Annotated in this window: 18 protein-coding genes; 15 read left to right on the top strand and 3 right to left on the bottom strand. The window is 61.4% G+C overall.

The window, feature by feature from the left end; translation table 11 throughout:
• Nucleotides 1-16: 16 nt before the first annotated feature.
• The gene (locus HHJ16_RS02140) at nt 17-1,027 is read right to left on the bottom strand and encodes a zinc-binding alcohol dehydrogenase family protein (RefSeq protein WP_293640290.1); all 1,011 of its coding nucleotides are present in this window, start codon (nt 1,025-1,027) and stop codon (nt 17-19) included.
• A 382-nt stretch (nt 1,028-1,409) separates the two neighbouring features.
• On the opposite strand from HHJ16_RS02140, the gene HHJ16_RS02135 reads away from it, so the two are divergent.
• The 4 genes from HHJ16_RS02135 (at nt 1,410) to HHJ16_RS02120 (ending at nt 5,273) form a co-directional block, all read left to right on the top strand.
• Nucleotides 1,410-1,976 (top strand): cob(I)yrinic acid a,c-diamide adenosyltransferase, encoded by a 567-nt coding sequence (locus HHJ16_RS02135; protein ID WP_293640288.1) that lies wholly within the window; start codon nt 1,410-1,412, stop codon nt 1,974-1,976.
• 64 nt (nt 1,977-2,040) lie between these two features.
• Complete coding sequence (locus tag HHJ16_RS02130; protein ID WP_293640286.1) at nt 2,041-3,285, top strand: efflux RND transporter periplasmic adaptor subunit; 1,245 nt, start codon at nt 2,041-2,043, stop codon at nt 3,283-3,285.
• 11 nt (nt 3,286-3,296) lie between these two features.
• The gene (locus tag HHJ16_RS02125; protein ID WP_293640284.1) at nt 3,297-4,562 is read left to right on the top strand and encodes an ABC transporter permease; all 1,266 of its coding nucleotides are present in this window, start codon (nt 3,297-3,299) and stop codon (nt 4,560-4,562) included.
• Between the two features lie 15 nt (nt 4,563-4,577).
• Entirely contained in the window at nt 4,578-5,273 is a 696-nt protein-coding gene (locus HHJ16_RS02120; protein ID WP_293640282.1) for an ABC transporter ATP-binding protein, read from the top strand.
• Here HHJ16_RS02120 and HHJ16_RS02115 read toward each other — a convergent pair.
• Both HHJ16_RS02115 and HHJ16_RS02110 read right to left on the bottom strand, forming a co-directional pair.
• Nucleotides 5,244-6,074, bottom strand: coding sequence for a GntR family transcriptional regulator (locus tag HHJ16_RS02115; RefSeq protein ID WP_293640280.1), 831 nt, complete (start codon nt 6,072-6,074; stop codon nt 5,244-5,246). The two genes, HHJ16_RS02120 and HHJ16_RS02115, sit on opposite strands and share 30 nt — an antisense overlap.
• Nucleotides 6,074-7,783, bottom strand: a complete 1,710-nt coding sequence (locus HHJ16_RS02110) for a sigma-54-dependent Fis family transcriptional regulator (RefSeq protein WP_293640278.1) — start codon at nt 7,781-7,783, stop codon at nt 6,074-6,076. The genes HHJ16_RS02115 and HHJ16_RS02110 overlap by 1 nt, the downstream gene beginning before the upstream one ends.
• 330 nt (nt 7,784-8,113) lie before the next feature.
• Here HHJ16_RS02110 and HHJ16_RS02105 point away from each other — a divergent pair, with 330 nt between their 5' ends.
• The 11 genes from HHJ16_RS02105 to HHJ16_RS02055 all read left to right on the top strand — a co-directional run.
• Complete coding sequence (locus HHJ16_RS02105; RefSeq protein WP_293640276.1) at nt 8,114-8,392, top strand: phenol hydroxylase subunit; 279 nt, start codon at nt 8,114-8,116, stop codon at nt 8,390-8,392.
• Between the two features lie 33 nt (nt 8,393-8,425).
• A complete protein-coding gene (locus HHJ16_RS02100) occupies nt 8,426-9,418 on the top strand; it encodes an aromatic/alkene monooxygenase hydroxylase subunit beta (RefSeq protein WP_293640274.1) in 993 nt (330 codons plus the stop codon).
• Nucleotides 9,419-9,437: 19 nt separating this feature from the next.
• On the top strand, nt 9,438-9,707 hold the full coding sequence (locus HHJ16_RS02095; protein WP_293640272.1) for an MmoB/DmpM family protein: 270 nt from the start codon (nt 9,438-9,440) through the stop codon (nt 9,705-9,707).
• A gap of 51 nt (nt 9,708-9,758) precedes the next feature.
• The gene (locus HHJ16_RS02090) at nt 9,759-11,306 is read left to right on the top strand and encodes an aromatic/alkene/methane monooxygenase hydroxylase/oxygenase subunit alpha (RefSeq protein ID WP_293640270.1); all 1,548 of its coding nucleotides are present in this window, start codon (nt 9,759-9,761) and stop codon (nt 11,304-11,306) included.
• Nucleotides 11,307-11,331: 25 nt separating this feature from the next.
• Nucleotides 11,332-11,688 carry a phenol hydroxylase subunit P4 gene (locus HHJ16_RS02085; RefSeq protein ID WP_293640268.1) on the top strand — a complete coding sequence of 119 codons (357 nt, stop codon included), beginning with the start codon at nt 11,332-11,334 and terminating at the stop codon, nt 11,686-11,688.
• Between the two features lie 15 nt (nt 11,689-11,703).
• Entirely contained in the window at nt 11,704-12,777 is a 1,074-nt protein-coding gene (locus HHJ16_RS02080) for a phenol 2-monooxygenase domain-containing protein (protein ID WP_293640266.1), read from the top strand.
• A 12-nt stretch (nt 12,778-12,789) separates the two neighbouring features.
• A complete protein-coding gene (locus tag HHJ16_RS02075) occupies nt 12,790-13,137 on the top strand; it encodes a 2Fe-2S iron-sulfur cluster binding domain-containing protein (RefSeq protein ID WP_293640264.1) in 348 nt (115 codons plus the stop codon).
• Nucleotides 13,138-13,163: 26 nt separating this feature from the next.
• The gene (locus HHJ16_RS02070; protein WP_293640262.1) at nt 13,164-14,108 is read left to right on the top strand and encodes a catechol 2,3-dioxygenase; all 945 of its coding nucleotides are present in this window, start codon (nt 13,164-13,166) and stop codon (nt 14,106-14,108) included.
• 46 nt (nt 14,109-14,154) lie between these two features.
• Nucleotides 14,155-15,033 carry a transporter gene (locus HHJ16_RS02065; protein WP_293640260.1) on the top strand — a complete coding sequence of 293 codons (879 nt, stop codon included), beginning with the start codon at nt 14,155-14,157 and terminating at the stop codon, nt 15,031-15,033.
• A gap of 2 nt (nt 15,034-15,035) precedes the next feature.
• Nucleotides 15,036-15,488 (top strand): heme-binding protein, encoded by a 453-nt coding sequence (locus tag HHJ16_RS02060; protein ID WP_293640258.1) that lies wholly within the window; start codon nt 15,036-15,038, stop codon nt 15,486-15,488.
• A 38-nt stretch (nt 15,489-15,526) separates the two neighbouring features.
• On the top strand, nt 15,527-16,832 hold a 1,306-nt coding region (locus HHJ16_RS02055; RefSeq protein ID WP_293640257.1), incomplete at its 3' end, for a 2-hydroxymuconic semialdehyde dehydrogenase.

The raw sequence follows: 16,832 nt of genomic DNA, 5'->3' as shown, positions 1-16,832 counted from the left end.
AGGGCCGCGTGGTTTGTCAAAATCCTTCGAGCACGACTTTACCAATAACCTCGCCACTTTCCAGCAAGCGGTGGGCTTGCAGCAGGTTGGCTGCGTTGATCTTCCCAAGATTTTGTTGGGCGGTGGTGCGCACAATACCTTGGTCCACCAAGTTCGCCAACTCGTTCAGGAGTTTGTGCTGCGCCTGCATGTCGGTGGTTTGATAAAGCGAGCGAGTGAACATCAGTTCCCAATGCAAGCTCAGGCTTTTACGCTTGAGCAGTCGGGCATCGAAGGGTCCCGGGTCGTCAATCAATGCGAGCTTGCCTTGCGGCGCAAGAATTTCGACCAGCTGGGCCAGGTATTTGTCGGTCTGCGTCAGGCTGATGACATGGTGGACGGGTGGCAGCTTCTGGTCGGTGATCTGCGCCGCCATCGGCTCGCGGTGATTAATGACCTGATGGGCGCCCATCGCTTTGGCCCAGCGCTGGCTTTCAGGCCGTGAAGCTGTTGCCACCACCGTCAGGTCAGTCAGCTGACGCGCCAGCTGGATCAAGATGGAACCGACACCGCCGGCCGCGCCCACAATCAGTAAAGTGCTGGGTTGCCCGCCGCCCGCCAACGGAATCTGCAAGCGGTCGAACAACAGTTCCCAGGCGGTGATGCCGGTCAGGGGCAGCGCAGCGGCGTCGGCTGCAGAAATCGAGCGCGGCTTGTGACCGACGAGGCGTTCGTCCACCAGATGAAACTCGCTATTGCAGCCCGCGCGATCGATGGCGCCCGCATACCAGACTTCGTCGCCAGCCTTAAACAACGTGACGTCTGTGCCGACCTCGCGCACGATACCGACCGCGTCATAGCCGAGCACCTTGTACTCGCCGGCAACAGGCGCGGCACCGATTCTGAGTTTGGTGTCCACCGGATTAACCGAAATAGCCCGCACTTCCACCAACAGGTCGTGTGCCGTCGCCTCTGGACGAGGCAGCTCAATGTCGATCAGGCTGTCTGCGGTCAGCGGGCCGGGCCGGCGGTATCCAATGGCTTTCATGTGCGACTTTCAGTGGACATTGATTACAGACTTATTTGACGGCGATCAGGGGGTAAGTTCGGCCTTGACAGTACCTCGACGCGCACACTCATTTCACCTTCTTCGGGTTTCTGATGCACCAGCTGGTTCGTATACCCTTCGGCGGTGCCGCCAAATGAGATGGCGAGCTGCAGTTCCTTGAGTCGCCAGTCATTTTTCAGCCGAGCGGGCAGGTTGGGGTCGGCAATAAAGCGCCGACTGATGGCCTTGCTTCCATTTCTTCAGGCGGCCTTTAAGGCGCCAACCGTGTCGGGGAGATAGTCGCCACGTCTCCATGGTGCAACCCTGCCGGATGTGACGCACAATCTGCTCACACCTAAAAGACACTCTACAAGGACACACCATGGGCAACCGCCTGACTCAAATCGCCACCCGCACCGGTGATAACGGCACTACAGGCCTGGGCGACAACACCCGGGTTTCCAAGAATAGTCTGCGCGTGCATGCCATGGGCGAGGTGGACGAACTCAATTCAAACGTCGGCGTATTACTGTGTGAAGAGATGACACCGGAGGTGCGCGCCTTGTTGGTCGAAATCCAGCACCAGTTATTTAATCTGGGCGGCGAGCTTTCCATCCCCGGCTTTGAGTTGCTGAAGCCAGAGGCCGTGCTGGCGCTCGACGCGGCGCTGGCCACGCACAACGAGCATTTGCCACGCCTGCAGGAATTTATTCTTCCCGCCGGGAGCCGCGCTGCGTCAGTCGCCCATGTTTGCCGCACTGTGGCGCGTCGCGCCGAGCGCGCCGTGGTGGCGTTGGGCAATGAAGAGGCCCTTAAAGACACGCCGCGCCAGTACCTCAACCGTCTCTCCGACCTGATGTTTGTGCTCTCCCGCGTGCTCAACCGCATGAACGGCGGCGACGATGTGTACTGGAAGAGCGAGAAAATGGCGCAAGCGGCTTCCGAGTGAAAGCCGGCCTTATCGGAATCGACCAGCGCACTCGTAAAACCGCAGCGCCACACACGCTCACGGCATGAAACCGCTTGTCAAATGGAGCGCAGTCGGCTTGGTTGTGCTGGCCCTGGTTGCTGCCGCTGTACTGGCCGGTCAGCGCGGCACGCCCGTGCAAGTCGTCCCGGTGACGCGCAGCGGCATCGTGCAGTCGGTGGTGGCCACCGGGCGACTGAATGCTCCGGCGCGCATGGACATCGGCGCTGAAGTCACCGCCACAGTGGTGGAAGTGCGCGTGCGAGAAGGCAACCTCGTCAAGAAGGGCGACTTGCTCGTCCGCCTTTCAGATGCCGAAGCCCGCGCGGCGATGCAGCAAGCCCGCGCCGCACTGACTGAAGCCCGCGGACGCGCGACCCAACAGGCGACCGTCGCGGCACCGGTGGCCTCACAGGCCGTGGTGCAGGCCCAAGCCGCTTTTACGTCCGCCGAGCGCGAGTACCAGCGCGCACGTGACCTTGTCGCGCAAGGCTTCTTTTCCCAGCAAAAACTCGATGACGCGCAACGCGCGCTGGACACGGCCCGTAGCGCGCTGGAATCAGCGCGCGTACAGGCGCAAGCCAACCAGACCAGCGGCGTGGAGCGCGTATTGGCAGTGTCGCGTGTGGCCCAGGCCGAGGCCGCAGTCGAGATCACACAAGCCCGTTTGGAGCGCCTGGCCATCACCAGCCCAGTCGATGCCCTGGTGCTGACCCGCAACGTGGAGCCCGGCAGCATGGCTCAGCCCGGCCGCGTGCTACTCACGCTCGCGGCGCAAGGCGGCTTGCGCATCGACGCGGGCGTGGATGAAAAGAATCTGCGTACGCTGTCGCTTGGCATGCCCGCCCGGGCGGTGGCGGATGCCTACCCTGGCCAGTCGTTCGAGGCGCAGCTGAGTTACATCGCACCCGCTGTCGATCCGCAGCGCGGCACGGTGGAGGTGCGACTTGCGGTGCCCAAGCCGCCGGTCTTTCTCAGGCCCGACATGACGGTATCGGTTGAACTGCTGGGAGGGACCAAAAAGAACGCAATGGTGCTGCCTTCAGGCGCCGTGCGCGATGCCGACCGGGAGGCGCCCTGGGTGCTGGTGTTGCAAGGCAACCTCGCCGTGCGCGTCCCCGTCAAGCTCGGCCTGCGCGGCGTGGGCGCCGTGGAAATTGTGGCCGGACTCAAGGAAGGTGATGAGGCTATTCCGCAGACCGAAAAAGCCGCCCCCGGTGACCGGGTGAGGCGCGGCCCCACCGCTGCGGCCAACAAAGGCATGGAAGTGCCAACGTTCATCTCCCGCTGAGCCGCCTCCGCATGTTCTCTGCCCACCACCGTCCCGCCGCCAGTTCATGGACCCGCTGGATGCCTTTCGAGCTGCTTGTGGCCTTGCGCTTTCTGCGCGAAGGCCGCATGCAGAGCGCACTGATCCTGGCGGGCGTGACGGGTGGGGTGGCGGTCATCATCTTTCTCACTCAACTGATCAACCAACTCCAAAGTACCATCATTGACCGCGTGATGGGCTCCCAGGCGCATGTGGTGATCCGCCCGCTCGAAGAGCTCACACAGCGCGTCCTCACGCCAGACGCCAATCGCTCCATCGCGGCCCTGGTGCAACCGCGTGAGCAACGCCTGCGCTCCGTCGATCAGTGGGAGCGTATAGCCGCGCTGGCGGCAGCCACATCCGGCGTGCTGGCGGTGTCCCCGGTGGTCAGCGGCCCAGCTTTCGCATCGCGCGGCAACAGCAACAAAAGCGTGGCCATTCTGGGCGTCGAACCCGAAGCCTATCGCCGGGTCGTGCGTATGGACAACTACATGACCCGTGGCCGCTTTGACGTGACGGGCACCAATACGCTGATCGGCATCGATCTGGCGCAGGATTTGGGGGTAACGGTGGGCGACAAGCTGCGCGTGACCAGCGCCGGTGGCCGAAGCGAGACGCTGGACATCACGGGCCTGTTTGACATGGGCAACCGCGACCTGAATCGCCGCTGGGTTTTCGTCACGCTCAAGCTCGCACAAACCTTGCTGGATTTACCCGGCGGGGTGTCCAACATCGACCTCACGCTGACGGACTTGTTCAGCGCCAACCAGGTTGCCGACACCCTGCGCGCGCAGACCGATCTCACCGTGGACAGCTGGATGCAGACCAACTCGGGGCTTCTCAATGCGCTGTCCAACCAGACCGTTTCGAACAACCTGATCCGCAGCTTCGTCGTCATCATCGTGGCGCTGGGTATTTCGAGCGTGCTGGTGGTTAGCGTGGTGCAGAAGCGCCGCGAGATCGGTATTTTGCGGGCCATGGGCGCAGGACGCCGCCGCATCATGGCGGTCTTTTTGCTACAGGGCGGTCTCGTCGGGCTGGTGGGCTCCCTGCTTGGATCGGTGCTGGCCTACGCGCTGCTGGTCGTGTTCTCACACATTTTCAAGAGCCCGGACGGTAGCTCGCTGTTTGCAGCGCAGCTCGACCCGATGCTGGTCGTGCTGGCCTCATTGGTGGCCTGCGGCGTCGGGCTGGCTGCGGCGGTGATTCCGGCGCGCAGCGCAGCGCGCATGGACCCGGTGCAGGCGATTCGCAGTTAGCGCTGCAGTCAAGCTATGAACAAACCTATCCACCCGATCCTGCGCCTGACCGACATTCACCGCAGCTACAACGTCGGCACGGAAGTCGAGACCGAGGTTTTGCATGGCATCAACCTGAGCCTGCTGGAGGCCGAGTTCGTCGCGCTCAAAGGACCGTCCGGCTCGGGCAAGAGCACGCTGCTCAACATCATCGGTCTGCTGGAGCGGCCCACGCTCGGCACGCTGGAAATCGCCGGCCAACAAACCCAGTCGCTCGACGATGCCGGGCTCACGAAACTGCGCGGCGCCACCATCGGTTTTGTGTTCCAGTTTCATCACTTGCTGCCGGCCTTTACCGCGCTGGAAAACGTGCTGTTGCCGTCCATCATTGCCCACGGCACTGCCACGGCGGCAGCGGAAGCCACGGCACACGAACTGCTGGCCCGCGTCGGCCTGAAGGGCGCCGAATACAAGCGCCCCGGTGAGCTTTCTGGCGGCATGCAGCAGCGCGTGGCAATTGCCCGCGCCTTGTCGCTGCGGCCCCGCCTGATCCTTGCTGACGAGCCCACTGGAAACCTCGATACGGTTTCGGCCGATGAGGTCTTTGCCCTGCTGCGCGAGTTCAACCAGGACCACGGGAGCGCCTGCCTGCTGGTCACGCACGATCCGCGTTTGGCGGCGCAGTGCGATCGAACTATCGAGTTAGTCGACGGGCGCGTGGTTTCCGGATAAGCAGGCATCCACCCCTTGTTCACGGCCCGGGACCCGGGGCACCTTGCCAACAGCTGCTGTTGACGACGCGAGCGCCGCATCGCCCCGGCGAAACACGTCGATCCCCTGGCGTTGCGCCCGGCGCAGGATGTCGAGCGTGTTTCGTATATGCGCTTCCAGCGCCAGTGCTGCGCGAGCTTCCTGCCCAGTCATCGCCATTTCAAAAATCTCGCGATGCTCTGCATGCACATCGCGGGCAGAATCTGGAAGCGCCATGGTGTAGCAGCGGTAGCGCTCGCCGTGCCGCGCTAACAGCCTCAGCAAGTTCAGCGTCCAGCGCGACCCATATCCCTCGATCAGCGACTCGTGAAAGCGCATGTTCAGTAGCTCCCAACGCTGCCGGCTCTCGGGCTGGATCGGCTGCTCGACCGCCGAGATCTCGTCATAGGCGCGCTGCAGCTTCTCTCGCCACCGCGCATCACCGTGGCGGATCGACTGACGCAACGCCTCGATCTCGATGTGCAGCCGCAGTCGCGTCAGGTCTTCCAGGTCCTCCAGTGCAATCGGCGCGACGCGAAAGCCCCGTTGCCCCTCCACAGTCACCAGCGCGTCCGATACCAGCAGCGAGAGCGCCTCTCGCAGCGTTCCAGCGCCCACCTGGTATTGGTCCTTCAGATGCTCCACGCGCAGCCGCTCGCCGGGGCTTAGCTTGCCGCACACCACGTCACGACGTAGCCCCAGATAGGCCCGCTCCACCAGCGTGCGAGGTGGTGCGCTCTCAGACTCATGGTAAGGGTTGAGATGATTATTCAAAGCGAGCATCAGACGCCTCCTAAGTCGTGTGGTCGGTCCGCGTCAGCCCTGTCAGCCTTGGCGTGATGACTCTTTTGCCGATAAGCCAGTTGCGCCCGCGTCAGCCCCAGCAGTCGGGCCGCCTCGGACAGGTTGCCACGGGCCCGCGTCACGGCAAAGTCGAGCAACTGTGCCTCAACCTCCTGAAGCGAACGACCGCTTTCAAGGATGCGCGCGCACAACTCGTCATCACCGGCGCTCGGCAGCTGGGCCAGTTGGCCGTGCGCGTCCAGCCCGGTGGGCGCCGTCTCAGGCTGATTAGGAAACAGATGCTCAACTTCAATCATGCCACCCTGATTAGCAAGGATCACGCCACGCTCGACCAAGTTTTCAAGCTCGCGTACGTTGCCCGGCCAGTCATGCTGCTGCAGCGCTTGCATCGCGCGCTCGCCAAAACCAGCCACCCGCTTGTGGTGTAGCGCAGAGAAGCGCGCCAGCATGCTTTGCGCGAGAGGCTCGATATCCGCGCGGCGTTCGCGCAACGAGGGGATGCAGATCGGATACACGTTGAGCCGGTACATCAGGTCGCGCCGAAAGCGCCCGGCACGCACCGCTTCTTCAAGATCAATGTTGGTCGCGGCCACCAGCCGCACATCGATCTTGCGCGTGGTCTCGCCGCCGACGCGCTCGATCTCGCCTTCCTGCAGCACACGCAACAATTTAGCTTGCGCCGCCAACGGCAACTCACCCACCTCGTCGAGTAACAAGGTGCCACCATCGGCCCGTTCAAAGCGACCGCTGCGCGAAGCATGGGCACCGGTGTAGGCTCCTTTTTCAACACCGAACAGCTCCGCTTCAATCAACTCCGACGGCAGGGCCGCACAGTTCACCGCCACGAACGGCCCAGCGCTGCGCGCGGAGAGTTCGTGCAAGGCACGGGAGAAGCGCTCTTTGCCGACGCCGGTTTCGCCAGTCAGCAGCACGGTGACCTGGGTCTGGGCAACTTTTCCCATCAGCGTGTAAGCCTTCCGAAAAGCGTCTGACGCGCCCACCAGGCGGCCTACCGGGACGGTCGGTTCGAGGGAGGACTTGAGCGCCTCGACCTGCAGCTGCAAGATTTCCATCTTTTCAACCAACGAATCGTCGCCGAAATAAACCCGGTGTGCTTCACCGTCTGGCCATTGCTCGATCGGTCGCCCAACGATGTGGCAATGATCGGCACCACAGGCCGCGCAAATCGTTTCTTTGAACAGGATCAGTCGCCCCATGAAGGCGCTGGTGTAGCCGCTGGCATAGCCCAGCAGCGTCCAGCAGGCCGCCTCCACCACCACGCCGAATTTTTGCTGGTGGGCATACGCCTCCCAGGAATGGTCCCAGCGGAACTCGCCATAAAACTGACCCGCCGGTATATCGAACGTGAGCTTGACGGGCGTGACGCGCGCCGCGCCTTCCAGCATGTGCAGTTGCGGGCCGATCAGAAAGCTGTCCTTCAGCGACTCGCCCGGGCGCATCTTCTTGGCGTACTCAGCGTCGCACAGACCCGAGGCGTAACCCATGCGTGTCAGGATGCGCCGCGCATGTTCCGGGCCGATCGAACTCAGCAGATCCTGGCGCAACGCGGCCAGCGCCATGGTGTGCATCAGCACCATGCGCCGGTCGCCCATCCAGATGGCGCCGCTGTCCGGCTCGAAGCGCAACAGGCGGCGCAAATCACTGTCCGGCGGGTATTTGAGAGTCATGGAACATCACTTCTGGGATAAGGCCAAAACGCCATTTTCTCGATATTTTTTTCAGCTTGTCATGCTACGCCAATTTAGCCGGCATACCGTTGCATTTAATCATTTGGTTAATTCCAGCGGGATTGACTGCTTCAAATGCTCAATTTAGCGCGCCATTCAACGGTTGACAGCCCTAAGGGAAAACCCTGGCAGAGACCATTTCTTGCTCAACGCTCCAAAAGTTTGGATCCAAAAGATAGGTGTTTTCCCTCGCAAATCTCGAGAATTTAGTAGCTGAGGCCAAGTTTGGCAGGCTCCTTGCAAAGTCCTGCTCATTACACCCGTCACACCATGAGCAACACACCCAACTTCAACCTCAGCCTCAAGTTCGTGCGAATCATTGAGCAGCACGCCAATGGGCTGGTCGAGTTTGAATTTGCGGTCGGCGAACCCGAGTTGTTCGTTGAATTGTTAATGGCGCAGGCGCAGTTTGACCAGCTCTGTGTCATGCACGGCGTCACCCCCACCCAGGGTCGCCTCGCCGCAGTGCAAAGCCCTGAAGAGCAGGAATGGGACTGGAGCCTGCGCGCTGCGCGCGAGCAGCACCTCCGTCACGACAACAGGGCCTGAACCCAGACCAAAACCAAGAGGAGACCTACTGAAATGCATATCGACCTTCGCACCGTCAGCATCGAACCACTGCGGCAAACCTTCGACCACATTGCCGCGCGCATCGGCGACAACAAGCCGGCCTCGCGCTACCTCGAAGGCACGATGGATGTTCAGCCCGAAACCAACTTCCATTACCGGCCGACCTGGGACCCGGAGCACGAGATCTTCGACGCCTCGCGCACCGCCATCACCATGAAAGACTGGTACGCCTTGAAGGACCCGCGTCAGTTCTATTACGGCGCCTACACCGCCTCGCGCGCCCGCATGCAGGAAACCGCCGAAGCGGATTTTGAATTCGTTGAGACCCGCGGTCTGGCCGAGAGTTACGCCGAAACCGCCCGTCGCACCGCGCTCGACTTCTATGTGCCGCTGCGGCACGTCGCCTGGGGCGCCAATATGAACGGCGCCTCCATGTGCGCCTACGGTTTTGGCACCGCCATCACGCAACCGTGCTTGTACCAGGGTATGGACCAGCTCGGCGTGGCGCAATACCTGACCCGCATGGGTCTGGTGCTGGGTGATCTGGGTGAAGTGCAGGCGGCCAAAAAAGCCTGGCTGGACCAGCCGCAGTGGCAGGAACTGCGCCGCTACGTCGAAGACACGCTAGTCATCAAGGACTGGTTTGAAATGTTTGTCGCCCAGCACGTCGCGCTGGACGGTTTGCTGTTCGGCCTGGCTTACAAAGAAGTCGATCAGGCACTCAATGACAAGGCTGGGCCCACGGCGTCGCTGTTGACCCGCTTTCAAACCGAGTTGTTTGAAGACAGCAGCAAATGGGTCGATGCCTGCCTGCGCGTGGCAGCCGCCGAAAACCCGGAAAACAAGGCCCAGTTGCAAGCGTGGATTGCCCATTGGCGTGGCCGTGCCTTGACGGCGCTGCAGCCGCTGGCCAGCATGGCGCTTGGAACCGAGGGTGAAGCTGCCCTGGCGCGTGTTGGCGCACGCCTTGATACCCGGCTGGCCAAGGCCGGCCTCCTCGCCTGATCGCACCGGAGCACCCACTATGTCCAACGTATTTATCGCCTTCCAGCGCAACGAAGAAACCCGCTGCATCGTCGACGCCATCCTGGCCGACAACCCGCACGCCGTGGTCAACATGCAGCCCGCCATGGTCAAGGTCGATGCCCCCGACACCATGGTGATTCGCCGCGAATCGGTGGAAGAGCAGATCGGCCGCCCGTTCAATCTGCAAGAGCTGCACATCAACCTGATCACGCTGACCGGCCACATCGACGAGACCGATGACGAGTTCACGCTGAGCTGGAAACACTGACAGCAAAACCCTATTCCTATAGAGCCCTAACAAGCCAACCGGAGACAAATCATGGACATGAAAGTCAACAAGAAGTTGAACCTGAAAGATCGCTACAACCTGCTGACGCGCGATCTCGACTGGGAACCCAGTTACCAGAAGAAGAACGACATTTTTCCGCACCTGGAGTACGAGGGCATCAAGATCCATGACTGGGACAAGTTTGAAGACCCGTTCCGTCTGACGATGGACGCCTACTGGAAATACCAGTCGGAAAAAGAACGCAAGCTCTACGCCATCATCGACGCCTTCAACCAGAACAACGGCCATTTGCAAGTGACCGATGCGCGCTACATCAATGCGCTCAAGCTGTTCATGACCGGCATCTCGCCCGCTGAATATATGGCGCACCGGGGCTTTGCCCACGTTGGTCGCCAGTTCGCCGGTGCCGGCCCGCGCGTCGCCTGCATGATGCAGTCGCTCGATGAAATCCGCCACTCGCAGACGCAGATTCATTCGATGTCGAACTACAACAAGTTCTACAACGGCTTCCAGAACTGGCATCACCAGAACGACCGGGTCTGGTACCTGTCGGTACCCAAGTCCTTCTTTGACGATGCCGTCACCGCCGGCCCGTTTGAGTTCATGGTGTCGATTGGTTTTGCGTTTGAATACGTGCTGACCAACCTGTTGTTTGTTCCCTTCATTTCGGGTGCCGCCTACAACGGCGACATGGCGGCGATGGCGTTCGGTTTCTCGGCGCAGTCCGATGAGGCGCGCCACATGACGCTGGGCCTGGAGATGATCAAGTTCATCCTCGAGCAAGACCCGGACAACCTGCCGATCGTGCAGCGCTGGATCGACAAATGGTTCTGGCGCGGCTACCGCGTGCTGACGCTGGTGGCCATGATGATGGACTACATGCTGCCCAAGCGCGTGATGAGCTGGAAGGAAGCCTGGGAGACCTATGCCGAAGCCAACGGCGGTGCCTTGTTTGCCGACCTGGCACGCTACGGCATCACCATCCCCAAGGGCTGGGCGCAAGCGTGCAAGGACAAGGACCATTTGTCGCACCAAGCCTGGTCCACCTTCTACAACTACGGCGCGGCGGCCGCATTCCACACCTGGACGCCGACCGAGTCGGAAATGGAGTGGCTCTCAAGCAAGTACCCCGACACCTTTGACAAGCACTACCGGCCCCGCTTCGAGCACTGGGCGAAAGAAGCGGAAGAAGGCGAGCGCTTCTACAACGGCACGCTGCCGATGTTATGTCAGGTCTGCCAGATTCCGATGGTCTTCACCGAGCCTGACGACCCGACCAAGATCTGCTACCGCGAGTCCGACTACAGCGGCATGAAGTACCACTTTTGTTCCGACGGCTGCAAAGATATCTTTGACCACGAGCCCGAAAAATATATGCAGGCCTGGTTGCCGGTGCACCAGATTTATCAGGGCAATTGCTTCCCGCCTGATACCGACCCGACCGTGCCCGGCTTCGATCCGCTGGCCGAGGTGCTCAAGTGGTACCGCATCGAGATGGGCCGCGACAACCTTGATTTTGAAGGCTCGCAGGACCAGAAAAACTTCAAGGCCTGGCGTGATCTCGCCACCGGCAACTGAGCCCTTTCCAGGAGACCGACTCATCATGGCTATTGCTTCTGTTCGCCCCTACCCCTTCATCCAGAAGGACACCGTGGACAAGTTCCCGGTGCCGCTGCTCTACATCGGCTGGGAAAACCACCTGATGTTTTGCGCCCCGTTTTGTGTGCCGATGCCGCCGACCCTGAAGTTCGGCGACATGCTCACAGGCAGCCTTCCTCGCCTCTTTGGCGCGCACCCGGATTTCGCAAAGATCGATTGGAACAAAACCGAATGGTTCAAGTCTGGCAAGACCTGGACGCCCGATGCCGAGAAATCGCTGGCAGAGAACGGCCTGGGTCACAAGGACGTGATCCGTTTTCGCACCCCGGGCCTGAACGGCCTGCAGGGTTCGTGCAACTGAGTTGACGAGACGCAGATGAGCTACCAACTCACCTTTGAGTCGACCGGGCAGGTGCTGGAGGTCGAGGAGGGGCAAACCATCCTCGACGCCGCCCTGCGCTCCGGCATCTACTTGCCGCACGCCTGCTGCCATGGCCTGTGCGCGACTTGCAAGATCGATGTCACCGAGGGCGAAGTCGATCACGGCGCGGCTTCAAATTTTGCGTTGATGGACTATGAGCGCGAAGAAGGCAAGTGCCTGGCCTGCTGCGCCACGCTGCAATCGGACGTGACCATCGACGCCGAGATCGAGGAAGAGCCCGATGCCCTGAATCTGCCGGTGCAGGACTACCGCGGCACGGTGTCGCGTCTGGTCGATCTGACGCCGACCGTCAAGGGCGTCTGGATCGAACTGGACGCACCTCAACACATAGTGTTCCAGGCCGGTCAGTACATCAACCTGGTGGTGCCGGGCGAGGCGCAGAGCCGGGCCTTCTCCATCGCCAGTGCGCCCTCGCAGAGTGGCGAGATCGAACTCAATATCCGGCGCGTGCCTGGCGGCGCGGCCACCGGCTGGGTGCATGACACGCTCAAGGTCGGCGACAACGTGCGCTTCAGCGGACCTTACGGACGCTTTTTTGTGCGCCAGTCGCAACACCAGGCGGAGCAACTGCCCTACCTGTTTCTGGCCGGCGGTTCCGGCCTGTCGAGTCCGCGCTCGATGATTCTGGATTTGCTGGCGCAGGATTGCACGCGCCCTATCGCGCTGGTCAACGGCGCGCGCTACCAGGCCGAGCTGTACCACCACGACGAGTTCGTGGCGCTGACCGAGCAGCACCCCAACTTCGACTACGTGCCGGTGCTTTCGAATGAGCCACCAGACACGGGTTGGACCGGCGCGCGCGGCATGGTGCACGAGGCCGCCAAAGCGCATTTCGCCAACGACTTTCGTGGTCGCAAAGCCTACCTGTGCGGACCGCCGATCATGATTGAAGCCTGCATCAGCACGCTGATGCAGGGGCGCCTGTTTGAGCGCGATATCTATACCGAAAAATTCATTTCGGCGGCCGATGCCAATCAGACGCGCAGCCCCTTGTTCAAGCGAGTGTGAGGAGTCATCACCATGTTGTTCGACACCCGCCCCAAGCTCAGCGTTCACGTCACGCAAACCGACGAGACCTTTCTGTGCGCGCATGACGAGAGTCTGTTGCGAGGCATGTTGCGCCTGGGCCGCAAGAGCATTCCGGTGGGCTGCGTCAACGGCGGCTGTGGTGTCTGCAAGGTTCATGTTCTTGAGGGGCAATGTCGCCCCTTGGGCCCCATCAGCCGCGCGCACGTCAGTGCCGAGGAAGAGGCAGACGGCTTGACGCTGGCCTGTCGTGTTGCGCCCGTCACCGCCATTGAGTTGACGGTAGCGGGCAAATTTGAAAAGCCGTTCAGCAAAGGATTTTCCTTCACGGTAAATCCATAAATATTTCTACAACGAGGAGACATCAAATGGGTATTTCACGTATTGGTCACATCAGCATTCGGGTGATGGACATGGCCGCCGCGCTCAAGCATTATGAAAACGTGCTGGGCATGAAAAAAACGATGGAGGACAAGCACGGCAACGTGTACCTCAAGTGCTGGGACGAGTGGGATAAATACTCGGTGATACTGACCCCGTCCGACCAGGCCGGCATGAACCATGTGGCCTACAAGGTCGAGAACGATGCCGACCTGGACGATCTGCAAAAGAGGGTCCAAGCCTACGGCACCGCCACTAAGTTTCTCCCTGAAGGCACGCTGCCGTCGACTGGCCGCATGCTGCAGTTCAAGCTGCCCAGCGGCCACGAGATGCGGCTGTATGCGATGAAAGAATACGTCGGCACCGAAGTCGGCACCCAAAACCCGGACCCGTGGCCCGACAACATCAAAGGTGCTGGCGCGCACTGGCTCGATCACTGCCTGCTGATGTGCGAACTGAATCCGGAGACCGGCGTCAACAAAGTCGCCGAGAACACCAGGTTTGTGATGGAAGTACTGGACTTCTTCCTCACCGAGCAAATCCTGGTTGGCCCCGCTGGCGACATGCAGGCCGCCACTTGGCTGTCTCGCACCACCACGCCGCACGACATTGCTTTTGTCGGTGGCCCGCGCATGGGCTTGCACCACATTGCCTTCTACCTCGATTCGTGGAACGACATTCTGAAGGCCGCCGACATCATGGGCAAGACCAAGACCAAAATCGACGTCGCCCCCACGCGCCACGGCATCACACGCGGTGAGACGATCTACTTCTTTGACCCAAGCGGCAACCGCAACGAAACCTTCGCCGGGCTGGGCTACCTGGCACAGCGCGACCGGCCCGTCACCACCTGGTCGGAAGACCATTTGGGCAGCGGCATCTTCTTTCACACCGGTGAGATGGTGTCGTCGTTCACCGAGGTGTACACATGAATATCATTCACTTTGGGGCATCAATTTTCGGAACGAATAACAAGTCATGAAAAAAATCATTTTTGCGATGGCCACCTTGGTCGTCGCCCTGAGCGCCTCTGCGGGCGGACACTACGTCCCGGGCGTCGAAGGCATTCAGGCCGCCAGCGTGCCGCCCCCCGGCACCTACTATCTCGGCTATCTGGTGGACTACAACATTGAAAAACTGAAAGCACCTGGCACCCGCAACGATATCCCCGGCAGCAACACCGGTACCGTGGTGGCACTCGCCAACCGAGTGGTCTGGATTTCAAACACCAAATTCCTGGGCGCGGACTTCGGCATGGAGACCATCGTCCCGGTGCTGCGCACGTCATTGACTTTCAACACCCCCGGTATCTCGGAAAGCACCACGGGTATTGGTGACGTTTACCTCGGCCCTGTCGTTCTCGGCTGGCACGGCGCCAACTGGGATGCGGTCGCCGCAGCCGGTATCTGGCTCGACAACGCCACCCACTCAACGCCCGCCGCCCCTGGCAAGGGCTACAAATCGACCATGCTCACAGGTGGGGCGACTTACTACTTCGACGCTGACAAGAAAATCTCGGGCTCGGCGTTGATGCGGTTTGAAACCAACTCTGAGAAGTCGGGTGGCTTCAAGCCAGGCAACCAGGTCACAGTGGAGTGGGGCATTGCCAAGATGCTGCAAACCGTGCAGGTCGGCGTGGTCGGCTACGACCAGATACAGGTCAGCAACGACAGCGGCCCCGGTGCCTCCGGCAACAACTCGTCGCGTCACGCCATTGGCGCCGAGGTCGTGCTGCCGATCCTGAGTGCCGGCGTGTTCCTGAAGGCCGCCGCCTATAAAGAGTACCGGTCCGAGGCGGGCAGCAACCCCGAGACCATCGGCAACTTGTTTCGCTTCACGGTGGTGAAAGCGTTTTAAGCATGAAGCCGGAAGCGAACAGGCGACCGCTCAGCGTCAGCGTACCAACGATTGACTGGCACGCGGCCTACCAAGCCATCGGTGCGGCAGTGCAAGCCGCCGAGGCCCTGGGCGTGCGCGTCAATGTGGCGGTGGTGGACGCTTCCGGCGTGCTGGCGGCTTTTTTGCGCATGCCGGGTGCGCCGCTGCATTCGGTCGAGATTGCCATCGACAAGGCCTACACCGCCGCGAGCTTCGGCTTGGCGACGAGCCAGTGGCCCGAAGCATTGCAGCAGCATTCCGCCGCGGTGCGGGAAGGCCTGGTGCTCAGGCCCCGCTTCGTCGCTTTTGGCGGCGGGCTGCCGGTGATCGAGAACGGCCAGCGCATCGGCGGCATCGGCGTCTCCGGTGGCTCGGAGCAGCAGGACGAAGCCTGCGCCCGCGCCGGGCTGACGGCTATCGGATTGAACAACTAAGGGCGAAAAGCCAAGCACCCCTTCACGAGCAAAAAAATATGAAAGACTTCAAGAACTTCATCAACGGCGAGTACGTCACCAACGTCAGCGGCAAGACCTACGAGAAGCGCAATCCGGTCGACAACGCGCTGATCGGCAACGTCTATGAGGCCGGCCAGCCGGAAGTCGATGCCGCCGTGGCAGCCGCCAAGGCCGCATTGCACGGCCCCTGGGGCCAGTTGTCGGTGGTGGACCGGGTCGCCATGCTCGATGCGGTAGCCAACGAGATAAACCGTCGGTTCGATGACTTCCTGCAAGCCGAAATTGCCGACACCGGCAAGCCGCTGAGTCTGGCGTCGCACATCGACATCCCGCGCGGCGCCGCCAATTTCAAGCTTTTTGCCGACACCATCAAAAACGCCTCGACCGAATCGTTCGAAATGCGCACCCACGATGGCAAGACCGCGCGCAGCTACGGCGTGCGCACCCCGCGCGGCGTCATTGCCGTAGTCTGCCCATGGAACCTGCCGCTGCTGCTGATGACCTGGAAGGTCGGCCCGGCGCTGGCCTGCGGCAACACCGTGGTTGTCAAGCCGTCCGAAGTCACCCCCGGCACCGCCACGCTGCTGGGCGAGGTGATGAACCAGGTCGGCGTGCCGCCCGGCGTCTACAACGTGGTGAACGGCTTCGGCGTGAATTCCGCCGGCGCCATGCTGACCGCACACCCGGATGTGAACGGCATCACCTTCACTGGCGAAACCAAAACCGGCACCGCCATCATGAAGGCCGCCGCCGACGGCATCCGTCCGGTGTCGCTGGAACTGGGCGGCAAGAATGCTGCCGTGGTGTTCACCGACTGCGACTTCGAGAACGCTGTCAACACCGTCACCCGTTCGGTCTTCGAGAACTGCGGCCAGGTCTGCCTGGGCACTGAACGGGTCTACGTTGAGCGCCCGATCTTCGACAAGTTCGTGGCCGCGCTCAAGGTAAAGGCCGAAACCATGAAGCCGGGACGCCCCAATGACCCCGACACCAGGATTGGCCCGCTGGTCAGCAAGATTCACCAGAAAAAAGTGCTGTCCTACTACGCCAAGGCCAAAGCGGAAGGCGCCACCATCGTCTTTGGCGGCGGTGTGCCCGACATGCCGGACGACTTGAAGGACGGTTGCTGGGTGCAGCCCACCATCTGGACCGGCCTGCCGGAAACCGCGACCGTCGTGCGCGAAGAAATCTTCGGCCCCTGCTGCCACATCCAGCCCTTTGACACCGAAGAAGAAGCCGTGCGCATGGCCAACGACACCAAGTATGGCTTGGCGACCTCGATCTACACCCAGGACATCAGCCGCGCCAGCCGTCTGGCGGCGC

Source organism: Polaromonas sp. (genome assembly GCF_012927485.1).
Taxonomy (GTDB): domain Bacteria; phylum Pseudomonadota; class Gammaproteobacteria; order Burkholderiales; family Burkholderiaceae_C; genus Polaromonas.
Note: the sequence above shows the minus strand (reverse complement) of the source record. Positions and strands in the feature narration are given on the sequence as shown.